The organism is Flavobacterium suncheonense GH29-5 = DSM 17707, from assembly GCF_000430025.1.
Classification (GTDB): domain Bacteria; phylum Bacteroidota; class Bacteroidia; order Flavobacteriales; family Flavobacteriaceae; genus Flavobacterium; species Flavobacterium suncheonense.
Genome location: NZ_KE387021.1, coordinates 239,234 through 257,216, shown reverse-complemented (window position 1 = coordinate 257,216; position 17,983 = coordinate 239,234). Strand labels below are relative to the sequence as shown.

General features: G+C 40.7%; 15 protein-coding genes. 7 read left to right on the top strand and 8 right to left on the bottom strand.

The features are described from left to right. Positions 1 to 66: 66 nt before the first annotated feature. The gene (locus G498_RS0113680) at positions 67 to 816 is read right to left on the bottom strand and encodes a hypothetical protein (RefSeq protein WP_026981676.1); all 750 of its coding nucleotides are present in this window, start codon (positions 814 to 816) and stop codon (positions 67 to 69) included. A 302-nt stretch (positions 817 to 1,118) separates the two neighbouring features. Between G498_RS0113680 and ettA the strand changes: the two genes are divergently transcribed. After that, positions 1,119 to 2,810: an energy-dependent translational throttle protein EttA gene (ettA, locus tag G498_RS0113675; protein WP_026981675.1), complete on the top strand. Its 1,692-nt coding sequence runs from the start codon at positions 1,119 to 1,121 to the stop codon at positions 2,808 to 2,810. A 121-nt stretch (positions 2,811 to 2,931) separates the two neighbouring features. Then, on the top strand, positions 2,932 to 5,151 hold the full coding sequence (locus G498_RS0113670; RefSeq protein ID WP_161625349.1) for an ATP-binding response regulator: 2,220 nt from the start codon (positions 2,932 to 2,934) through the stop codon (positions 5,149 to 5,151). Between the two features lie 45 nt (positions 5,152 to 5,196). Here the strand turns inward: G498_RS0113670 and G498_RS0113665 are convergent, their stop codons facing one another. The 3 genes from G498_RS0113665 to G498_RS0113655 form a co-directional block, all read right to left on the bottom strand. After that, on the bottom strand, positions 5,197 to 5,649 hold the full coding sequence (locus G498_RS0113665; RefSeq protein WP_026981673.1) for an Hsp20/alpha crystallin family protein: 453 nt from the start codon (positions 5,647 to 5,649) through the stop codon (positions 5,197 to 5,199). A 95-nt stretch (positions 5,650 to 5,744) separates the two neighbouring features. Continuing rightward, entirely contained in the window at positions 5,745 to 7,022 is a 1,278-nt protein-coding gene (locus G498_RS0113660) for a DEAD/DEAH box helicase (RefSeq protein ID WP_026981672.1), read from the bottom strand. A 63-nt stretch (positions 7,023 to 7,085) separates the two neighbouring features. Continuing rightward, entirely contained in the window at positions 7,086 to 8,117 is a 1,032-nt protein-coding gene (locus G498_RS0113655; protein ID WP_026981671.1) for a formimidoylglutamase, read from the bottom strand. 106 nt (positions 8,118 to 8,223) lie between these two features. Here G498_RS0113655 and G498_RS0113650 point away from each other — a divergent pair, with 106 nt between their 5' ends. Next, positions 8,224 to 9,099 (top strand): hypothetical protein, encoded by an 876-nt coding sequence (locus G498_RS0113650; protein WP_026981670.1) that lies wholly within the window; start codon positions 8,224 to 8,226, stop codon positions 9,097 to 9,099. A 109-nt stretch (positions 9,100 to 9,208) separates the two neighbouring features. On the opposite strand, the gene hutI is transcribed toward G498_RS0113650, so the two are convergent. Continuing rightward, the gene (gene hutI / locus G498_RS0113645; RefSeq protein WP_026981669.1) at positions 9,209 to 10,444 is read right to left on the bottom strand and encodes an imidazolonepropionase; all 1,236 of its coding nucleotides are present in this window, start codon (positions 10,442 to 10,444) and stop codon (positions 9,209 to 9,211) included. A 70-nt stretch (positions 10,445 to 10,514) separates the two neighbouring features. Here hutI and corA point away from each other — a divergent pair, with 70 nt between their 5' ends. Next, positions 10,515 to 11,597 carry a magnesium/cobalt transporter CorA gene (gene corA / locus G498_RS0113640; RefSeq protein ID WP_026981668.1) on the top strand — a complete coding sequence of 361 codons (1,083 nt, stop codon included), beginning with the start codon at positions 10,515 to 10,517 and terminating at the stop codon, positions 11,595 to 11,597. Positions 11,598 to 11,609: 12 nt separating this feature from the next. After that, positions 11,610 to 12,308 carry a DUF1003 domain-containing protein gene (locus G498_RS0113635; RefSeq protein WP_026981667.1) on the top strand — a complete coding sequence of 233 codons (699 nt, stop codon included), beginning with the start codon at positions 11,610 to 11,612 and terminating at the stop codon, positions 12,306 to 12,308. Here G498_RS0113635 and fumC read toward each other — a convergent pair. Then, a complete protein-coding gene (gene fumC, locus G498_RS0113630; RefSeq protein ID WP_026981666.1) occupies positions 12,305 to 13,687 on the bottom strand; it encodes a class II fumarate hydratase in 1,383 nt (460 codons plus the stop codon). The genes G498_RS0113635 and fumC overlap by 4 nt on opposite strands. Positions 13,688 to 13,825: 138 nt before the next feature. Here fumC and G498_RS15895 point away from each other — a divergent pair, with 138 nt between their 5' ends. Next, positions 13,826 to 13,993, top strand: a complete 168-nt coding sequence (locus G498_RS15895) for a hypothetical protein (RefSeq protein ID WP_026981665.1) — start codon at positions 13,826 to 13,828, stop codon at positions 13,991 to 13,993. A 70-nt stretch (positions 13,994 to 14,063) separates the two neighbouring features. Here G498_RS15895 and G498_RS0113620 read toward each other — a convergent pair whose 3' ends face one another. Beyond that, positions 14,064 to 16,535 carry a TonB-dependent receptor domain-containing protein gene (locus G498_RS0113620; RefSeq protein ID WP_026981664.1) on the bottom strand — a complete coding sequence of 824 codons (2,472 nt, stop codon included), beginning with the start codon at positions 16,533 to 16,535 and terminating at the stop codon, positions 14,064 to 14,066. 94 nt (positions 16,536 to 16,629) lie between these two features. Continuing rightward, positions 16,630 to 16,971, bottom strand: a complete 342-nt coding sequence (gene arsC / locus G498_RS0113615) for an arsenate reductase (glutaredoxin) (RefSeq protein ID WP_026981663.1) — start codon at positions 16,969 to 16,971, stop codon at positions 16,630 to 16,632. A gap of 88 nt (positions 16,972 to 17,059) precedes the next feature. Here arsC and G498_RS0113610 point away from each other — a divergent pair, with 88 nt between their 5' ends. Continuing rightward, positions 17,060 to 17,983 (top strand): CPBP family intramembrane glutamic endopeptidase, encoded by a 924-nt coding sequence (locus G498_RS0113610; protein WP_026981662.1) that lies wholly within the window; start codon positions 17,060 to 17,062, stop codon positions 17,981 to 17,983.

Below are 17,983 nucleotides of genomic sequence, written 5' to 3'. Positions count from 1 at the left end.
TATAAAATTCCCCCTAACAAAAACAAACATTTTCCTAAAAAAAATCATACAAAAAACTCATATAAACTACCCAACCCACAAACAATCCAACCCAATCCCCGCAACGCCCTTCAACCCAAACAACCGCCCATTCACCTCCTCATAAAACCGAACCCCTACAAAAGCAATAGGAGTACCGGACAATTCAGGAGCGGTTTCCGGGCTTAGGGTAAAGAAGGTAGCGGTTGTGGTTTTAGCGAGTACCAAAGGAGCGCTCAGTTGCAGGGAAGCCGTTAACCTGTCGAAATCAAAATCCAAAACGCCAAACAGGATTTCTACATGCGTAGCGCCGGCGGGAAAAGCTACTGTCTGTACCGTCCAATCACTAACCGTTAAAGTAAATGTGGCAGAATCATACGCCAACACACCACCTAACAAATCCGCCGCCGAGTGCGGAGCGGTAAACGCAAAATCCTGAAACAGTTTTTGGCCTTCCGGGGTCTGCAAGCCCAAACCAACCTTGCGTTGCCCGCGTTCCGAAACCGGGTCGCAGTTTTTCACCTCCTGCAGCATCCGCATCAGCCTGCCGTGCAGCGTCGTTTCTTTATAGTCTTTTAAAAAAGGGTAGAGGGCCAGCCGCAGCTGCTTCTTAACTTTGGCGCAATCGCCAAACTCCGTATTGTTTTCCCGTATTCTTACCATCGAAGGCTTATTTTTAATTGCCTTGCCGGTAAACCCGCCACCCGCTTTGCGCGCCACCGGAACGCCTTTACGGTAATAAAAGTTTATCCCTTCCAAAGTACCCGATAACGGGAGTATTCCTTTTTGCTTTGCCATTCTAAAATCTGCTTACAATAGTCTTGTCATAGTTTTTTTACTCCCAACATAAAACCGATATATGTCGTATATATGTCGTGTATATGTCGTGTATATGTCGTGTATATGTCGTGTATATGTCGTGTATATGTCGTGTATATGTCGTGTATATGTCGTGTATATATCATGTCAAAAATACTGAAAATTCAGACAAAAACCATACCGTTTTTAAATGTCAGGCGAACATTCCGTAAATCTGTCATAATCCGTATATTTGTAAACTTTTGTAAAAAACAGCAAATACAAACATAAAACAGTACACTATGTCTGATGATAAGAAAGTGATATTTTCCATGTCACGCGTGAGTAAAACCTACTCATCCACCAACAAACAGGTCTTAAAAGACATCTACCTGAGTTTCTTCTACGGAGCCAAAATCGGGATTCTGGGTTTAAACGGTTCGGGTAAATCGTCCCTGCTAAAAATCATTGCCGGAGTAGATAAAAACTATCAGGGCGATGTGGTCTTTGCACCGGGCTACACCGTAGGTTATTTAGAGCAGGAACCTCAGTTAGACGAAAACAAAACCGTTATCGAAGTAGTCCGCGAAGGTGTGGCCGAAACGATGGCAATTCTGGACGAGTTCAACAAAATCAACGACATGTTCGGCGATCCGGAAGTATACGAAGATGCCGATAAGATGCAGAAACTGATGGACCGTCAGGCGGATTTACAGGATAAAATCGATGCCGCCGGCGCCTGGGAAATCGATACCAAATTAGAAATCGCAATGGACGCGTTACGTTGTCCGGATGCCGATACGCCAATAAAAGTATTATCCGGAGGAGAACGCCGCCGCGTGGCCTTATGCCGCTTGTTGTTGCAACAGCCGGACGTTTTGTTATTAGACGAGCCTACCAACCACTTGGATGCCGAATCCGTGCATTGGTTAGAACAGCACTTACAGCAATACCAGGGAACGATTATCGCTGTAACGCACGACCGTTATTTCTTAGATAACGTAGCCGGCTGGATTTTAGAGTTAGACCGTGGCGAAGGGATTCCGTGGAAAGGAAATTACTCCTCTTGGTTAGACCAGAAATCCAAACGTATGGAACAGGAAGAGAAAACCGCTTCCAAACGCCGCAAAACCTTAGAACGCGAGTTAGAGTGGGTGAGACAGGGCGCAAAAGGCCGTCAGACCAAACAGAAAGCCCGTCTGCAAAACTACGACCGTTTGTTAAACGAAGATCAGAAAGAGCTTGACGAGAAATTAGAGTTGTACATCCCTAACGGACCGCGTTTGGGAACCAATGTAATCGATGCCAAACACGTAGCCAAAGCCTACGGCGATAAGATTTTATACGATGATTTGAACTTCAGCTTACCACAGGCGGGTATCGTGGGCATCATCGGACCAAACGGTGCCGGTAAAACCACCATCTTCAAAATGATTATGAAGGAATTACAGCCGGACAGCGGCGAATTCACTACCGGAGATACCGTAAAAATTGCCTACGTAGACCAAACGCACTCCAATATCGATCCGAACAAAACCATCTGGGAAAACTTCTGTGACGGTCAGGAATTGATTATGATGGGAGGCCGTCAGGTAAACTCCAGAGCGTATCTGTCCCGTTTTAATTTCGGAGGAAGCGACCAGAACAAAAAGGTAGCCACCTTATCCGGAGGAGAGCGCAACCGCCTGCACTTGGCCATGACCTTAAAAGAAGAAGGTAACGTGTTACTATTGGATGAGCCAACGAACGACTTGGATATCAACACGCTTCGTGCATTAGAGGAAGGTTTGGAGAATTTCGCAGGATGTGCTGTAGTGATTTCCCACGACCGTTGGTTCTTAGACAGAATCTGTACCCACATTTTAGCCTTTGAAGGTGATTCTCAGGTGTACTTCTTCGAAGGCGGTTTCTCCGATTATGAAGAAAACCGTAAGAAGCGTATGGGCGATGTTGCACCAACCCGATTAAAATACAAAAAGCTAATCCGCAGCTAATAGCAAAGCGCTCCAACCGGGGCGCTTTTTTATTATAACAATTTTCTTGAAAAATCTTATAAAAATTCAGTCTGTTTTGAATCTACTTTGTTAAATTAGTCATCTTTAAAATTAAATGGTGTTGAAATTTAACAAAATCCTTTATTTGCTTGTTACGCTGATTTCTTTTTGGGGCTACACACAAGACAGTGTACGCACCGATAAAGAGATTGCAGCGCTTATTAAGCAGGCCGGCCGCCATTTAATGAACCTCGAATCCGAACAATCCTTAATGATTGCCAAACGGGCTCTGGCCGAAGCCTTAAAGGCGGAAGACGACCTGCTGATAGCCAAATCCTATAACGTCATCGCGCTTAACTTCGAGGAATTCTCAGACTACGAGAAAGCCATCGACTTTTACAACAAAGGGCTGGCGTACGCCATGAAAACGGATAACGACACTATCAAAGACTGGCTGCACAATAATCTGGGCAACGTCTATGCTTTCCGCAAGAGGGATTCCAAAAAAGCCATAGAATACTATAAAAAGTCCTTAATTTATTCCAACAGGATAGACACTCCCATAGAAAAAGCCTACCTCGATTTAAACATCGCCAGCGCTTATTTTTCCGATGAGCAGTATAAGGCCGGTTATCCGTACCTCAAGCGGGCCGAAAAAACCGTTTTGGAAAGCGATGAAGTAGAAGCCAAGATTAGCATGTATTCCCTTTTGGGTTCGTACTACACCTATACCAAAGAATACGACAAAGCCGAAAAATCCTTTAAACAGTCGCTGTACTACTGCAATCAGGACAAACCCGAGCTGGTAGAAACCCATGCCGTTGAGGTGTACGACGATTTCGCCACACATTATTTCAAACGAGGCGATTACAAAAACGCCTACCTGTACTTAGACAAATACAATACCCAGAAAGATAAAATCTATAACGACGAACGTACCAATACCACCAAGTTTGCCGGCCTTCAGATAGAATTAGACGAGTCCAAACGGCAAATCGATAAAATCGAGTCCGAAAACTTCAAATTTCAGCGTTCTTTAAAGCAGTCTAAGGTTATTGTATTCTTATTTATCGCCATCTTAGCCATACTGTTGCTGTATGTGTACACACTCTTTAAAAGCTATAAACGAAGAATCAAGATTAACAGTGAATTAAAGGCGGCCAACGAAGCTCTTTTTGTAGCTAAAATACAAGCCGAAGAAGCCTCGCGCCTAAAAGAGCAATTCATCTCAACCGTAACCCACGAACTGCGCACACCGCTCTACGGCGTAGTCGGCATTACCGATTTGCTTACCGACGAGCACAAAGAACTCAAAGACAGTAAATACATCAATTCGTTGCGTTTTTCCGCCAAATACCTGTTGTCGTTGGTGAATGATATCCTTCAGGTGTATAAAATTGAAGAGAAAAAAATTACACTCGAAAATTCCGTATTCAATTTATCCGACGAGCTGAATTCCATTGTGGAGAGCGTACAGTTTTTAGCCGTTAAGAACAACAACAAACTGAAATTAGACCTCGATCCGAACATACCGGAGTTCTTAATAGGGGATAAAGTACGCCTGTCCCAAATTTTCATGAACCTGATTACCAATTCCCTGAAGTTCACAGACAACGGCACCGTAAAAGTAGTAGCCAAACAGCTCCGCTTGGAAGATGCCTTCAGTTTCATCGAGTTTAAAGTCATCGATAACGGTATCGGAATCAAAAAAGAAAACCAGCAAAAGGTATTCGAAAAATTCGTCCAGCTCGAACGCCGCGCCGACGATTATCAGGGAACGGGATTAGGCTTGCCCATCGTAAAACAATTAGTGGAAATTTTCGGCGGTACCATCGAGATAGAAAGCGAAGAAAACGTAGGCACCACCATGACCTTTACCCTTGCCTTCGACACAGACGAGCAGCACCGCAACGAAATGCTCCAAAACCTGGAAGTAGACTTCTACGAAGAGCGCACCTATAAAATCTTAGTAGTCGAAGACAACAAAATCAATCAGATTGTCACCAAGAAAATCCTCGATGTACGCCATTTTGAAAGCACCATTGCCAACGACGGATACGAAGCCGTGGAAATCCTCGAAAAAGAAACCTTCGACGTCATTCTGATGGACATCAACATGCCCAAAATAGACGGTTTTGAAACCACGAAACTAATCCGGGATAAAGGTATTGAAACCCCGATTATTGCGTTAACCGCCTTCGACCGCGGCGATATCCTCGAAAAAGCCATGCAGTACAAAATGAACGAAGTAGTGGTAAAACCTTTTGAACCCAATCAGTTGTATAAAAAGATTATCGCACTCAGCAAAAGCAAAACAGAAGACGTAAAAGAAAGCACTTAAAAACAAAAAGGGCTGTTCAAAATGTATTGAACAGCCCTTTCGGTATTAATGAATCTCAATTCGTTTAGCAGAAGACTGTTTACCGTTCGTCTGTTTCTGAATCTCAACATGAAGTATACCGTCTTTATAAGTGGCATCGATGGTATCCTTTTTCACATTGTCCGGTAAATAAAAAGAACGGCAGAACGACTGATAACTGAATTCCTTACGCATATAATTCTCTTTCTTGTTTTTTTCTTCTTTCTTCTCTTGCTTTTCCGAAGAAATGGAAAGCATGTTGTTGTTCAGTTCAATTTTAAAATCTTCTTTTTTCATACCGGGAGCGGCCAAATCAATCGTAATCTGGCTGTCGTTTTCCATCAAATTTACCGAAGGTAAAGTACTGCCCAGGCTGGAATAGTTTTTGTCATTCCAGTCAAAAAAATCTTTGGAGAAAACATCATCAAAGAACGAATTCATTGATGGGAAAAGGCTGTTTTTGTTAACTAAAGATCCCATGATACTAAAATTTAAAAGATTAAACACAGCACAAATTTAGCTATTATCTAACTTTTATAAAATGATAAATATCAGGTTTTCAGTTGTTTAGGTTGCTAATACCAGCGTTTCTTATTTTTCTTGGAACCGTCCGATTTTCTGGATTTGTTAGCATCGGAACCCGATTTAGGCTTAGCCGTGTTGGGTTTTTTCTTGTTTCTGAAATCCGGTTTAGCGTCCGGATTCTTCACTTCCTCTTTCCACGGAAACGGATTGTCGGTAACCACCTTAACCTGCTGACGGATCAATTTTTCAATATCCTGCCAATACGTTTTCTCATCTTTTCCGCAGAACGAAATCGCCAATCCCGAGTTTCCGGCGCGTCCGGTACGGCCAATACGGTGTACATAGGTTTCCGGAATGTTAGGCAAGTCAAAGTTAATCACATACGGAAGTTGTTCAATATCAATACCTCTGGCGGCAATATCGGTAGCCACCAGCACAGAAGTTTCCTTGTTTTTAAAACTTTCCAATACCCGCTGTCTTGCCGATTGCGATTTGTCCCCGTGAATCGCTTCTGCACTGATGTTCTGTTTCTTAAGCGCTTTCACCACATTATCGGCACCGTGTTTGGTACGTACAAAGACCAATACATTCTCCAGTTTGTCTTCCTGAATGATATGGTACAAAAGTTTTCGTTTGTCTTCTTTATCCACAAAATACACCTTCTGGTTCACTTTTTCAGCTGTACTGGAAATCGGCGTAACTGAAATGTATTTGGGTCTGGTCAAAAAAGTATCTGCCAACTCACGGATTTCCAACGGCATAGTAGCCGAGAAAAGCAAGGTTTGTCGGTTATCCGGAGTTAGTTTAATGATTTTGCGCACATCGTTGATAAAGCCCATGTCGAGCATCAAATCCGCTTCATCCAAAACCAGGTGATGCAAATGGTTTAAATCGATAAAACCTTGTTTGTGAAGGTCTAACAAACGTCCGGGCGTGGCAATCAGGACATCAACGCCTTGTTTCAATTCGTTCACTTGTGGCACTTGGTTAACCCCTCCGAAAATCACTAAAGGTTTTACGGAAGTATATTTTCCGTACGTCTCAAAGCTTTCGCAAACCTGAATGGCTAACTCGCGCGTTGGCGTAATCACCAGCGTACGAATGTGCTTCATTTTTTTCGGAGAGCCAACAATACGATGTAGGTAATGTAAAATCGGAATAGCAAAAGCCGCGGTTTTTCCGGTTCCGGTCTGTGCGCATCCCACCAGATCATAACCCTCCAAAACGGCTGGGATGGCTTGTTCCTGAATAGGAGTGGGGTTAGTGTAGCCTTCCTCTTTGATGGCTTCCTGTATATTTCGGTGTAAATTTAAATCTGCAAAAGTCATAAAAAAACGACAGCGGTTAGTTGCTATCGTTTGCAAAAGTAGTTTAAAATATTGATATGGGTTTTACGCCGTTTTAGCTTTGATGAAATCCGTAATCAGATAAGCAATAAATTTCCCGATTAAATGATTGTTTTTTTCGAAAGCCAAATCGGGAGCACCTTCACAAATATGAAGATAAGAAGCGTTTTTATGTTTCCCGAAATAGTGCAGGAACTGACGCAGTTGTTCGGCAGAGAATCCGCTGTAAGTCATCGCACTGCTTGGAATGTTCGGTATGGCATCCAAATCGATTTCTATTCCGAAAGCATCGGTGGTAATGTGTTTTTCGGCCTGTACCATTTCCTCCTTAAAATCTTTTTCCCCGCGAACGGCGATTTGCTCGTAGGTATTGAATTTTACTTTATCCTCTGTCTTTTTGATGGTTTCCAGTATACTTTTGGAAGTATAGTTTTCATGCAAACCAAAAATAAAATACTTCTTCAGAAAGCCCTCTTCGTAGGCATACGAAAATCCGTTGCCGCTGTGACGGCCTTCCAGTGGACGAAAATCCGTATGGGCATCAAAGTTAATGGCGTTTACCGGTTTTCCTTTTGCTAAGGCCAAACCTTTAATATTACCGTAAGCATTATTATGTCCGCCGCCAATTACAATAGGCGTTTTACCCTTTTTAATAATCTGGCAGACAATATGCGATACTTCTTTGTCAATCTTTTCTACCTGTTTATAGAACACCTTTCGGTCGTTTTTGTCGTTGGGGTTTAGTTCCTGCAGGAACTCCATTTCTTCGGTCACATCAATTTGCCCCAAAATGATAAGTTTTCCGCCTTTACAGAAACGATTGTGCTGAATGTTTACAATGCTTTTCAGTGTGCTTTCCCAGGCAGAGGCGGTACCGGGTCTTCCCAGATTGGCCCGTACACCAATGTCTTCCGGAATGCCTAAAAGAACAAATTCGGCATCACTGGCTTCCAGAAACTCGAGCGTATCCATCTCTTTCGGCACGGTTTGTATGCGTTCCCCAAATTTAATTTCACCGCTGCGGTGACTGGTTATTTTTGCTAAATCACTTAAGGTAAAGCGAATAAGTTTCTCCATAAAAAGTCAAAAAAATAGACTCTCAAAAATACTATTTTTCGTAAAATCTTCGTTTACTATTTTAGGTTTAAATGAAAAAAAATTATATTTGAAAAAAACTATTATTATGGAAAACCAAAAAAGTAATTCAAGTTTAAAAGCTGTTGTTGTTGTTCTCGCATTATTGTTATTAGGGAGTTTGGGATATATGTACAAAATGAGTACTGATAATCAAACCTCTGAAAATAAATTGATGTCAGACAAAGAAAAGCTGAGCGAAGAATTACAAGCCTCAATTGCAAAATATGATGAAGCAATTGCCGAAAATACGTCGTTATCGGATGAACTTTCTGTAGAAAGAGAGAAATTAGTACAACTTCAGGCTGAGTTGGAAAAATCTAAAGGCGATGCTGCAGCAATGGCAAAATTCAAAAACGATTACCTGCGTTTAAAACGCGAAATGGATAATTTAATGAAAGAAAATGACGCGCTGAAAAAACAAAACGTGGTGTTAACCAATCAGCGTGACAGTACACAGGTAGTGTTAGAAGATACTCGAAAAGTGAGAGATACATTAGTAGCTAAAAACGATGAATTAGCGAAAACAGTTGAAAAAGGTTCTAAACTTTCTGTACTAAACTTACAAACCACAGCCGTTAAACAAAGAAGTTCCGGAAAACAAATTGACACTGACAAAGCTTCACGTGCCGATGTGTTGAAAATCAGTTTCATGATTGCGGAAAACCAAATTGCAAAATCCGGTGATAAAACCTATTACGTTCAGGTAATCGATTCCAAAAACAATGTGTTAGGCGACAAGAAAACCGAAATTTTCGGCGATAAATCGTTAACCTACAGTTTTACTAAAACCGTGAAATACGAAAACAAAACGGTTAAAGTAGAGCAGGATTTACCGGTTAAAGACATTGAAGGCGGTTCATACTTCGTAAACATCTTCGATAAAGGCGAATTGGTTTCCAAAACGTCATTCACTTTAAGATAATCTACTCTTAATATAAAAGTAAAGGCTGCCAGAAATGACAGCCTTTTTTATTGATTTATAGTAACAGATTACTAATTGTAACAATCTGCGAATCTGCGGTTAATTATTTTTAAATCAATTTTCCGTTAACAATAACCTGTTCAATCAGATTACTTCCGAAAGCATACGGCAACTGATAATAGGAGGTAAGTGGTTTGGTAATGATCACACTAGCTGATTTTCCTCTGGTAATACTGCCGTGAGTATCCGAAATTCCCATGGCATAAGCACCGTTAATCGTAGCCGCATTGATAGCTTCTTCCGGAGTCATTTTCATTTTGATGCAGGCTGTTGCCACTACAAAATTCATATTTCCCGACGGCGTCGTTCCCGGGTTAAAATCAGTAGCTAAGGCTAAAGGTAATCCAGCCGAAATCATTTTACGGGCCGGCGTATAAGGAATGCTGATGAAATACGAACAACTCGGTAAAGCAACCGGCATGGTTACGCTTCCTTTTAAAACTTCGATATCCTCATCGGTTACAATTTCCAGATGATCTACCGAAAGCGCACCGTGTTTCACACAGGCTTCAATCCCATTGATAGCCGTAAACTGATTGACGTGGATTTTCGGCGTCAAGCCGTATTGCTTCCCGGATTCCATAATGCGTTCGGTTTCTTCTACGGAGAAATAACCGGTTTCGAGAAAAGCATCCACATAGTCGGCTAAATTTTCCGCAGCGATTTTTGGTAACATTTCGTTGATAATCAAATCAATATAAGCGGAATGGTCTTCTTTGTATTCCGTCGGAAATGCGTGAGCTCCTAAAAAAGTAGCCTTAATTTTTACCGGATAATTTTCCGCCAGTTTTCTGATTACGCGCAACATCTTCAATTCGCCTTCCACCGTTAAACCATAACCGGATTTAATCTCCACGGCACCGGTTCCTTGCGTCATGACTTCCTTTAAACGCGCTTTCGACTGGTTGTAGATTTCCTCTTCAGAGGTTTCATTCAGTTTTTTGGCCGAATTCAGGATGCCGCCGCCGCGATTGGCAATTTCTTCATAGCTCAATCCGTTAATGCGGTCTACAAACTCCTGAACGCGGTTTCCGGCGTAGACGATATGCGTATGACTGTCAACCCATGTTGGCAAAACGGCTCTTCCTGTAGCATCGATTATTTTATCAAAGTTCCCGTCCGGGCAGTTGCTCATTGTTCCGAAATCGGCAATGACATTATTTTCAAGAATTAAAAAAGCATTGTCAATTTTGGGTAAAACAGCCATTTCGGCACCGGAAACTTTATCGATATTTTCTTCGCGAACCTGTAATAGTTCTTTTATGTTTTTGATTAGAATTTTCATCAGCTGAAATTTTCCGTAAAAGTAAAATGGAATTTCAAAAACTCCTATCTTTATGACAAATTATTCGGTTTTGAGAAAGATTAAATACAAAAAAGGACGCAAAGTCAACCCTAATTTTTACGAGTATACCGGCATCCATAAAACCGAAGCGGTAGAAATGCAACTGTTCGTTTACAATGAAACCCACTTTGAAGAATACAAAAATGTTTCGTTAAATAAAATAGAAAGCGAACTTAAAGACAAAAGTCAGGTAAATGATGTTAAGTGGTTAAATGTTCACGGTTTGCACGATGTCGAACTTGTTAAAAATGTAGGTGATTTACTCGAAGTTGAACCGTATATCATTGGTGATATTTTAAACACCACCCGCCGTACCAAAATGGAAGAACTGCACGATATGCTGTTCTTTAATATCAAGTCGATTCTGCCGGGAGAAGACCTGAACAATATACGGGTGGAACAGATTAGTTTTATTCTTAAGGATAATTTGCTGGTGTCGTTTCAGGAGAAAAAGAGTGATTTTTTCAGTCATATCCGGGAGCGTATCCGAACGAACAGCGGCATTGTCTGCAAAAAGAAAAACGATTATCTGTTGTATCTGATGCTGGATGCCGTCATGGAAAACTTCTACATTACTATCGAAAATTATGAAGACAGGATAGAAGCGTTAATGGTGGAAGCCAAGACCAATCATCGTCAGGACGTTTTAATCCGGATTGAGAATAATCGTGAAAATCTGAATTATCTGAAGCGGGCGATTATTCCGTTACGGGATGCTTTATTCAGTCTGAAAAGCTTCCAGGACGATAATGAATATGACGGTATCGAAACATCAAATTATACCTTTTTCGCCCGTTTGCATCAGAAATGTTTAGAGCTTTTGGAACAAATTGATTATGATTTGAATTCCCTTGACAGCGCTTCCCATTTTCACTTCTCGGCACAAAGCCAGCGGATGAACGAAATTATGAAAACGCTTACGGTGGTATCGGTATTGTTTATTCCGTTAACGTTTATTGTTGGCGTTTATGGTATGAATTTCGACAATATGCCGGAACTTCGATGGGAAAACGGATATTTCCTGATTTTAGGCCTGATGTTCGTACTCGTTTTGGGCATGCTGGGCTATTTTAAAATGAAAAAATGGTTTTAAACCGACGGTACAATGAAGACATTTGTTAGTGATATTTCAGGACAGGAATTCCCGATGGCCGATTGTGTATACGCCAAAATGATCCGAAAAGCGATTTTTGACTGTATTAAAGGCGAATATCCGGATTTTAATTTAGACAGCGTTTTGTCTATCAGTGAACTGAATTACTTCCGGGAAAAATATATTTCAACATTTTTACTGAAAGAAACCCGGGAACTGAATGAACTGGAGAAAACCGTCATCAAATCGTTAAAAGACAAGCAGTCCGTTCTCACACAGTTGGAAGATGAGACCGCGGATTATACCTTCGGTCAGAAAATTGCCGATAAAGTGGCCGAATTCGGCGGAAGCTGGACGTTTATCATCTCCTTTGTCATTTTCCTGGCATTATGGATTTTGGTAAATGTTTTTGTATTGCTCAACAAAGGTTTTGATCCGTATCCTTTTATTCTTCTGAATCTGATTCTATCCTGCATTGCGGCTTTACAGGCTCCGGTAATCATGATGAGTCAGAACCGTCAGGAAGAAAAAGACCGCAAACGTTCCAAAAACGATTACATGGTGAATTTGAAATCAGAACTGGAAATCAGAATGTTGCACGAGAAAATCGACCATTTGATTATGCATCAGGAACAGTCGTTAATCGAATTGCAGAAAGTACAGATTGATATGATGAACGACATCATCAGCAAAATCGAAAAGAAAGGCTAAACCATGTCTTCCGGTTTTACCCAGGCATCGAAATCTTCTGCAGAAACATAACCTAAACGAACGGCTTCTTCTTTTAAGGTCGTACCGTTTCTATGGGCGGTTTGTGCAATTTCAGCTGCTTTATAATACCCGATTTTGGTGTTTAAAGCGGTAACCAGCATCAGGGAATTATCCACTAATTCTTTGATTCTCTTGTAATTCGGCTCAATTCCTTGGGCACAATGCTCATCAAACGAAACACAGGCATCACCCAATAATCTTGCGGATTGTAAAAAGTTAGCAGCAATCAGCGGTTTGAAAACATTCAGTTCGTAATGACCTTGTGTGGCACCGACGGTAATAGCAACATCATTGCCCATCACCTGAGCGCAAACCATCGTCAAGGCTTCACATTGCGTAGGATTTACTTTTCCCGGCATAATCGACGAACCCGGTTCATTTTCCGGAATAAAGATTTCACCAATGCCGCTTCGTGGTCCGGATGCCATCATCCTAATATCATTGGCAATTTTGTTTAAGGAAACGGCTAATTGTTTTAAAGCGCCGTGAGTTTCCACCATGGTATCATGCGCAGCCAGGGCTTCAAACTTATTGTGAGCTGTTTTAAAAGGGAGATTGGTGAATTTTGTAATGTATTCCGCCACTTTTACATCGTAACCTTTTGGTGTGTTTAAACCAGTTCCTACGGCCGTTCCGCCTAATGCCAGCTCAGACAAATGCGGTAAGGTGTTTTTCAAGGCTTTCAGTCCGTGATTCAATTGTGCGACGTAGCCTGAAATTTCCTGACCTAGCGTAAGCGGCGTAGCGTCCATCAGATGCGTTCTTCCGATTTTCACCACATTAGTAAAAGCTTCCGATTTGATTTGAAGGGTATCCCGCAGTTGTTCAATGCCCGGAATAGTAGTTTCGATTATCATTTTATAAGCCGCAATATGCATCGCAGTAGGGAAGGTATCGTTGGACGATTGCGATTTGTTCACATCGTCATTCGCTTTGATAAACGGTTCTTCTCCAATTTTTCTGCCGGCCAAAACCTGTGCGCGTTTGGCAATTACTTCGTTCACATTCATATTGCTCTGCGTTCCCGAACCAGTTTGCCAGATAACCAACGGAAATTCGTCGTTTAGTTTTCCGGCAAGGATTTCGTCACATACGGCCGCAATGGCATCCCGTTTTTCAGCAGGTAAAACTTTCAAGTCTGCGTTGGTGTAGGCTGCGGCTTTTTTGAGATAGGCAAAAGCTTCAATAATCTCTTTCGGCATTGAGGCCGGTTCGCCTATTTTAAAGTTGTTTCGGGAACGTTCGGTTTGAGCGCCCCAATACTTATCGGCGGGCACTTTTACCTCGCCCATGGTATCTTTTTCGATGCGGAATTCCATATTATTCAGATTATGTTGCTTAAAATTAAGCATAATCCAACGGTTATGAAAGGCTGTTAAAATAAATTTAAGAGAAGTATTGCTGAAGCAGATAATATCGCGTATATTTGGCCTGAAATCATAAAAATTCCGGAAAACATGTTTGATTTTCAACAGTATTTAGGCTTTTTACTTTTCTTAGGAATCTTTTTAACAGGATTCTGGCTGATGCTTTTTCTGGTTAACTTCGTGTTTTACTGGGTAGGCGGGGCTCTTTGGGAAAGATTCAAAGAGAGAAGAGCAGAAAAAGCTGCAAAACAAGCATAAATTTATGTAAGTTTTTAAAATAAAAAAGTCCCGAAATTTCGGGACTTTTTTTATGATTATGAATTAATCATTAACCGCCAAAGAATTCATCACCGCCGTTTTCTTCACGTTTCGGCTGTTTTTCTTTGTCTGTTTTCTTTTTGTTGAAACGATAGGTGAACGAAAGATTGATTTGTCTTACTCTCCATTGCATTTCGCTGTAGGAGTTTAGTACGTTAGCTAAATTCGTTTCGGTGATTCTTTTTCTGGAGTTGAAAATATCACTTACATTCAAAGCCAGCGTAGCTTTTTCTTTAAACAGATCCTTGCTTAAAGAAGCATTGGCAGATATCACACCTTTACTGGTTCCCTGGGCATTTTTCTGAGGTGCATTGTAAGTGGCGTTAGTTTGCCAGTCGATTCCGTATGGTAATGTGATTTTGGAATTAATTCTTGAAAACCAGGAATAAGCCGTATTGTCTAAATTTTGTGTTATTTCATCACCTTCAAAATTGATATACTGATAATCACCTTGTGTTTCATTGCGGAAGAAGTTAAAATTACCGTTTATACGCCACCATTTGTATGGATTATAATTTAACGTAAATTCAAATCCGAAACGGTATTCTGTGGCTAAATTGACTGGAGTACTTACAATTACAGGTACACCATTTACAAAATCACCGGATTCCTTGCGGATAAACTGGTAAACATCGGTTGTTCTGTTCAGGTAAGTCGAAGTATTTAACGTTAGTTTCGGCCAGCGTTTCATGTAGCCTAAATCGAAAGCATCGGTTTTTGCCGGGTTAATGTCCGGATTTCCCTGGAACAAGTTAATGTTACTTGAATAATTAGAGAACGGATTTAAGAAACGGCCTCTCGGACGGTTAATACGCTTACTGTAACTGATACTTGCGCTTGAAGATTCCGAAAACTCATACGTTAAAAACACACTTGGGAAAAAGTTATTGTACGATTTTGTATTGTAATCGTTTGTGGTTAATTGGTTTACGTTGATGTGTGTGTCTTCAAATCGCAACCCAAGCAAATAGGAAAACTTATTGATTTTTGATCCGTATTGCGTATAAAAAGCGTTAACCTTTTCAAGGTATTCTAAGGTATTGGTGTATTGCGCATTGTTTACCCAGTTTCCGTCGTTGTCTAAATAATCGATGGCAAACGGAGTGGTAAGGTTGGTGAAACTTCCGCGATAACCGGCTTCAAACTGGGTTTTTTCTCCAATTGGCAGCACGTAATCGGCCTGGAAAAGGTTTCTTTGCTGTTTTTCGTTATTTGTGGTTCTTTCAATCAGTTTATTGGCTTCGTCACCAAAAACATAATCGGTAATGGTAGATTTGCTGTTGTCCCGGTCTGCTGATATTGCAATATCGAATGTCAGTTTATGACCGTCTTTTTTGAACTTTTTAGTCAGATTGGTAGTGTATTCAAAATCAACACTCTTACCGTACTGATCGTTAAAACGGTTTCGGATGAAAGTAGGTGTGTAATCGGCATCAAAATTATAATACAAAACATTGTCCGGATTACTGCTGCTGTTTTTACGGATGGAAATGGCATTGGTCCAAGTGGTGGTTTTGTCTAAAAACCATTCTAATCCGAAATTGGTATTGTACCCTTCACGAGCTCTTTCGTTATTGCGTCTTTCGTTGATGTAATTCGTTGTTTCGCCAGTAGTTCGGTTTAGATATTCGGTATCGGTTAAGGAGTTTCCGGGACTTTTACTGTTGGTATAACCGGTTGTTGTAAACAAATTGAAATGCTCACTTCTTAAGTTGATGTTTCCGTTTAAACCATAATTCTGCGGATCTCCGATTGTTCCGGTAATACTGCCGTTAACCCCTTGTGCTTTTCCTTTTCTTAAAATGATGTTTACAATACCACCACCACCTTCTGCTTCATAACGGGCTGACGGATTGGTGATTACTTCAACTTTTTCAACAGCGTCTGCCGGTAATGTTCTTAAAGCATCGGCGATGTTACCTGCCATGCCGGACGGTTTTCCGTCAATTAAAACACGAACGTTTTCATTTCCGCGTAAGCTTACATTTCCGTCGTTATCAACCGAAACGGAGGGAACGTTGTCTAAAACGTCGCTGGCAGTACCACCTTTTACCATCATGTCCTGACCAACGTTGTACACTTTTTTGTCCAGTTTGATTTCTACGGTAGAACGTTCGGCAATAACCACAACTTCATCCAACTGTTTGGCTTCTTCACTTACGGCGACAGTTCCTAAATTAGTGTCTGCAGTGATGGCTTTATCTTTAAATTCTACGGTTTTAAATCCAAGAAATTCTACTTTCAGATAGTAAGTACCCGAAGGAACTTCAAAGGAAAATTCTCCTTTAGCATCGGTCATGGCGCCGTTAACAATACTCGGATTTTTGGTGTTTTGCGCATAAATACTAGCATATTCAAGCGGTTGGCTCGTTGCTTTTTCAATAACTTTTCCTGTAATTTTAACTTTCTGAGGTCCTTGAGCGAAAGTCAAAACAGACGATACTAGTAGTAATGCGACTAGTATTTTTTGAATGCTTTTCATGAATGACTGGTTTGTTTCCATTTAAGACTGCAAAATTACTCCGTGGTTTAAGGGTAAATTCACAAATCTTTGTTAAAACAAAAGTATAATTGTTCTAAATAATCTCCAGGATTTTTTCGATAGGCCGGCCGATAACCGCTTTATTACCGTTAATGATAATCGGCCGTTCGATTAAAATCGGATTTTTCTGCATGATAACAATCAGTTCCTCATCTGTAAATTCTTTACCGGCGTAGTTTTCTTTCCAAAGTTCTTCTTTGGTTCGGATTAGTTCTATGGGTTTGATTTTCAGTTTTCTGATGATGGAAGTCAGTTCGCGTTTGGTGATTTTTTCATCCAGATATTTGAAGGTTTTGAATTCTATTCCTTTTTCTTCCAGCAAACAAACACCTTCTCTGGATTTGCTGCATTTTGGGTTGTGGTAAATGGTAATCATGGATAATTTTTTTGCAAAAGTAAAGGTATACTTTTAAAAATGACGTATTTTCGGCATAACAAAATTTAATTGGTTAAACTTACCTGTTATGTATATCGAACAACTTAAAACTAAAAATTATAATTACACGACTCATTTAATCTTATACCTTCTTGTAGTTGTTGGTTTTACACTTTTGATGTTGCTGAATTACCTGACAACACAAGACATGAATACAGAAGACGTAATCCATCAGATGATTGAACAATTCGGTTCCAATGTTACTTTTGTGATGATGGTTTTGCCTTTATCGCTTTTCTGTTTAGGACTGTTGTTTTGGGTAAAATTCCTGCACGGACAAAGTCTCAGAAGCCTTACCACTGCAAGACAAAAAGTTGACTGGAGCAGAATTTTCTTTGCCTTTACCCTTTGGGGTTCGGTAACCGCCATATTAACGGTTGCAGCCTATTACGCATCGCCGGAGAACTTTGTCGTTAATTTTGAACCCGGTGCTTTCTTTTCGTTTTTAATTTTGGCGATTATATTAATTCCGTTGCAGACAAGTTTTGAAGAATTTCTTTTCAGAGGCTATCTGATGCAGGGAATAGGTATTTTTTCTAATAGCAGGATTATTCCGTTTGTAATAACATCAGTATTGTTTGGGTTGATGCACATCGCCAATCCGGAAGTCGGAAAAATGGGAATGACAATTATGATTTACTACATCGGAACGGGTTTTTTCTTAGGATTAATCACTTTGATGGACGACGGTTTGGAATTGGCGTTAGGGTTTCACGCCGCAAATAATTTAGTGGGTGCTTTGTTGGTCACCGCAGACTGGACAGCTTTTCAGACGAATTCTGTTTTTAAGGACATTTCCGAACCTAGTGCCGGTTTCGATGTAGTTTTACCGGTTTTCATAGTGTTCCCAATCCTGATTTTCATCTTCGCCAGAAAGTATAAGTGGACCAACTGGAATCAGAAATTATTCGGAAAATTACAGCCAACCGAAGTAACCGAGGAAATTCTGTAA

Excerpts from the sequence above, each read along its gene's own strand:
- G498_RS0113680 (WP_026981676.1), bottom strand. The coding sequence starts at position 816 with ATGGCAAAGCAAAAAGGAATACTCCCGTTATCGGGTACTTTGGAAGGG.
- ettA (WP_026981675.1), top strand. The coding sequence starts at position 1,119 with ATGTCTGATGATAAGAAAGTGATATTTTCCATGTCACGCGTGAGTAAA.
- G498_RS0113665 (WP_026981673.1), bottom strand. The coding sequence starts at position 5,649 with ATGGGATCTTTAGTTAACAAAAACAGCCTTTTCCCATCAATGAATTCG.
- G498_RS0113660 (WP_026981672.1), bottom strand. The coding sequence starts at position 7,022 with ATGACTTTTGCAGATTTAAATTTACACCGAAATATACAGGAAGCCATC.
- G498_RS0113655 (WP_026981671.1), bottom strand. The coding sequence starts at position 8,117 with ATGGAGAAACTTATTCGCTTTACCTTAAGTGATTTAGCAAAAATAACC.
- G498_RS0113650 (WP_026981670.1), top strand. The coding sequence starts at position 8,224 with ATGGAAAACCAAAAAAGTAATTCAAGTTTAAAAGCTGTTGTTGTTGTT.
- hutI (WP_026981669.1), bottom strand. The coding sequence starts at position 10,444 with ATGAAAATTCTAATCAAAAACATAAAAGAACTATTACAGGTTCGCGAA.
- G498_RS0113635 (WP_026981667.1), top strand. The coding sequence starts at position 11,610 with ATGAAGACATTTGTTAGTGATATTTCAGGACAGGAATTCCCGATGGCC.
- fumC (WP_026981666.1), bottom strand. The coding sequence starts at position 13,687 with ATGGAATTCCGCATCGAAAAAGATACCATGGGCGAGGTAAAAGTGCCC.
- G498_RS15895 (WP_026981665.1), top strand. The coding sequence starts at position 13,826 with ATGTTTGATTTTCAACAGTATTTAGGCTTTTTACTTTTCTTAGGAATC.
- G498_RS0113620 (WP_026981664.1), bottom strand. The coding sequence starts at position 16,535 with ATGAAAAGCATTCAAAAAATACTAGTCGCATTACTACTAGTATCGTCT.
- arsC (WP_026981663.1), bottom strand. The coding sequence starts at position 16,971 with ATGATTACCATTTACCACAACCCAAAATGCAGCAAATCCAGAGAAGGT.
- G498_RS0113610 (WP_026981662.1), top strand. The coding sequence starts at position 17,060 with ATGTATATCGAACAACTTAAAACTAAAAATTATAATTACACGACTCAT.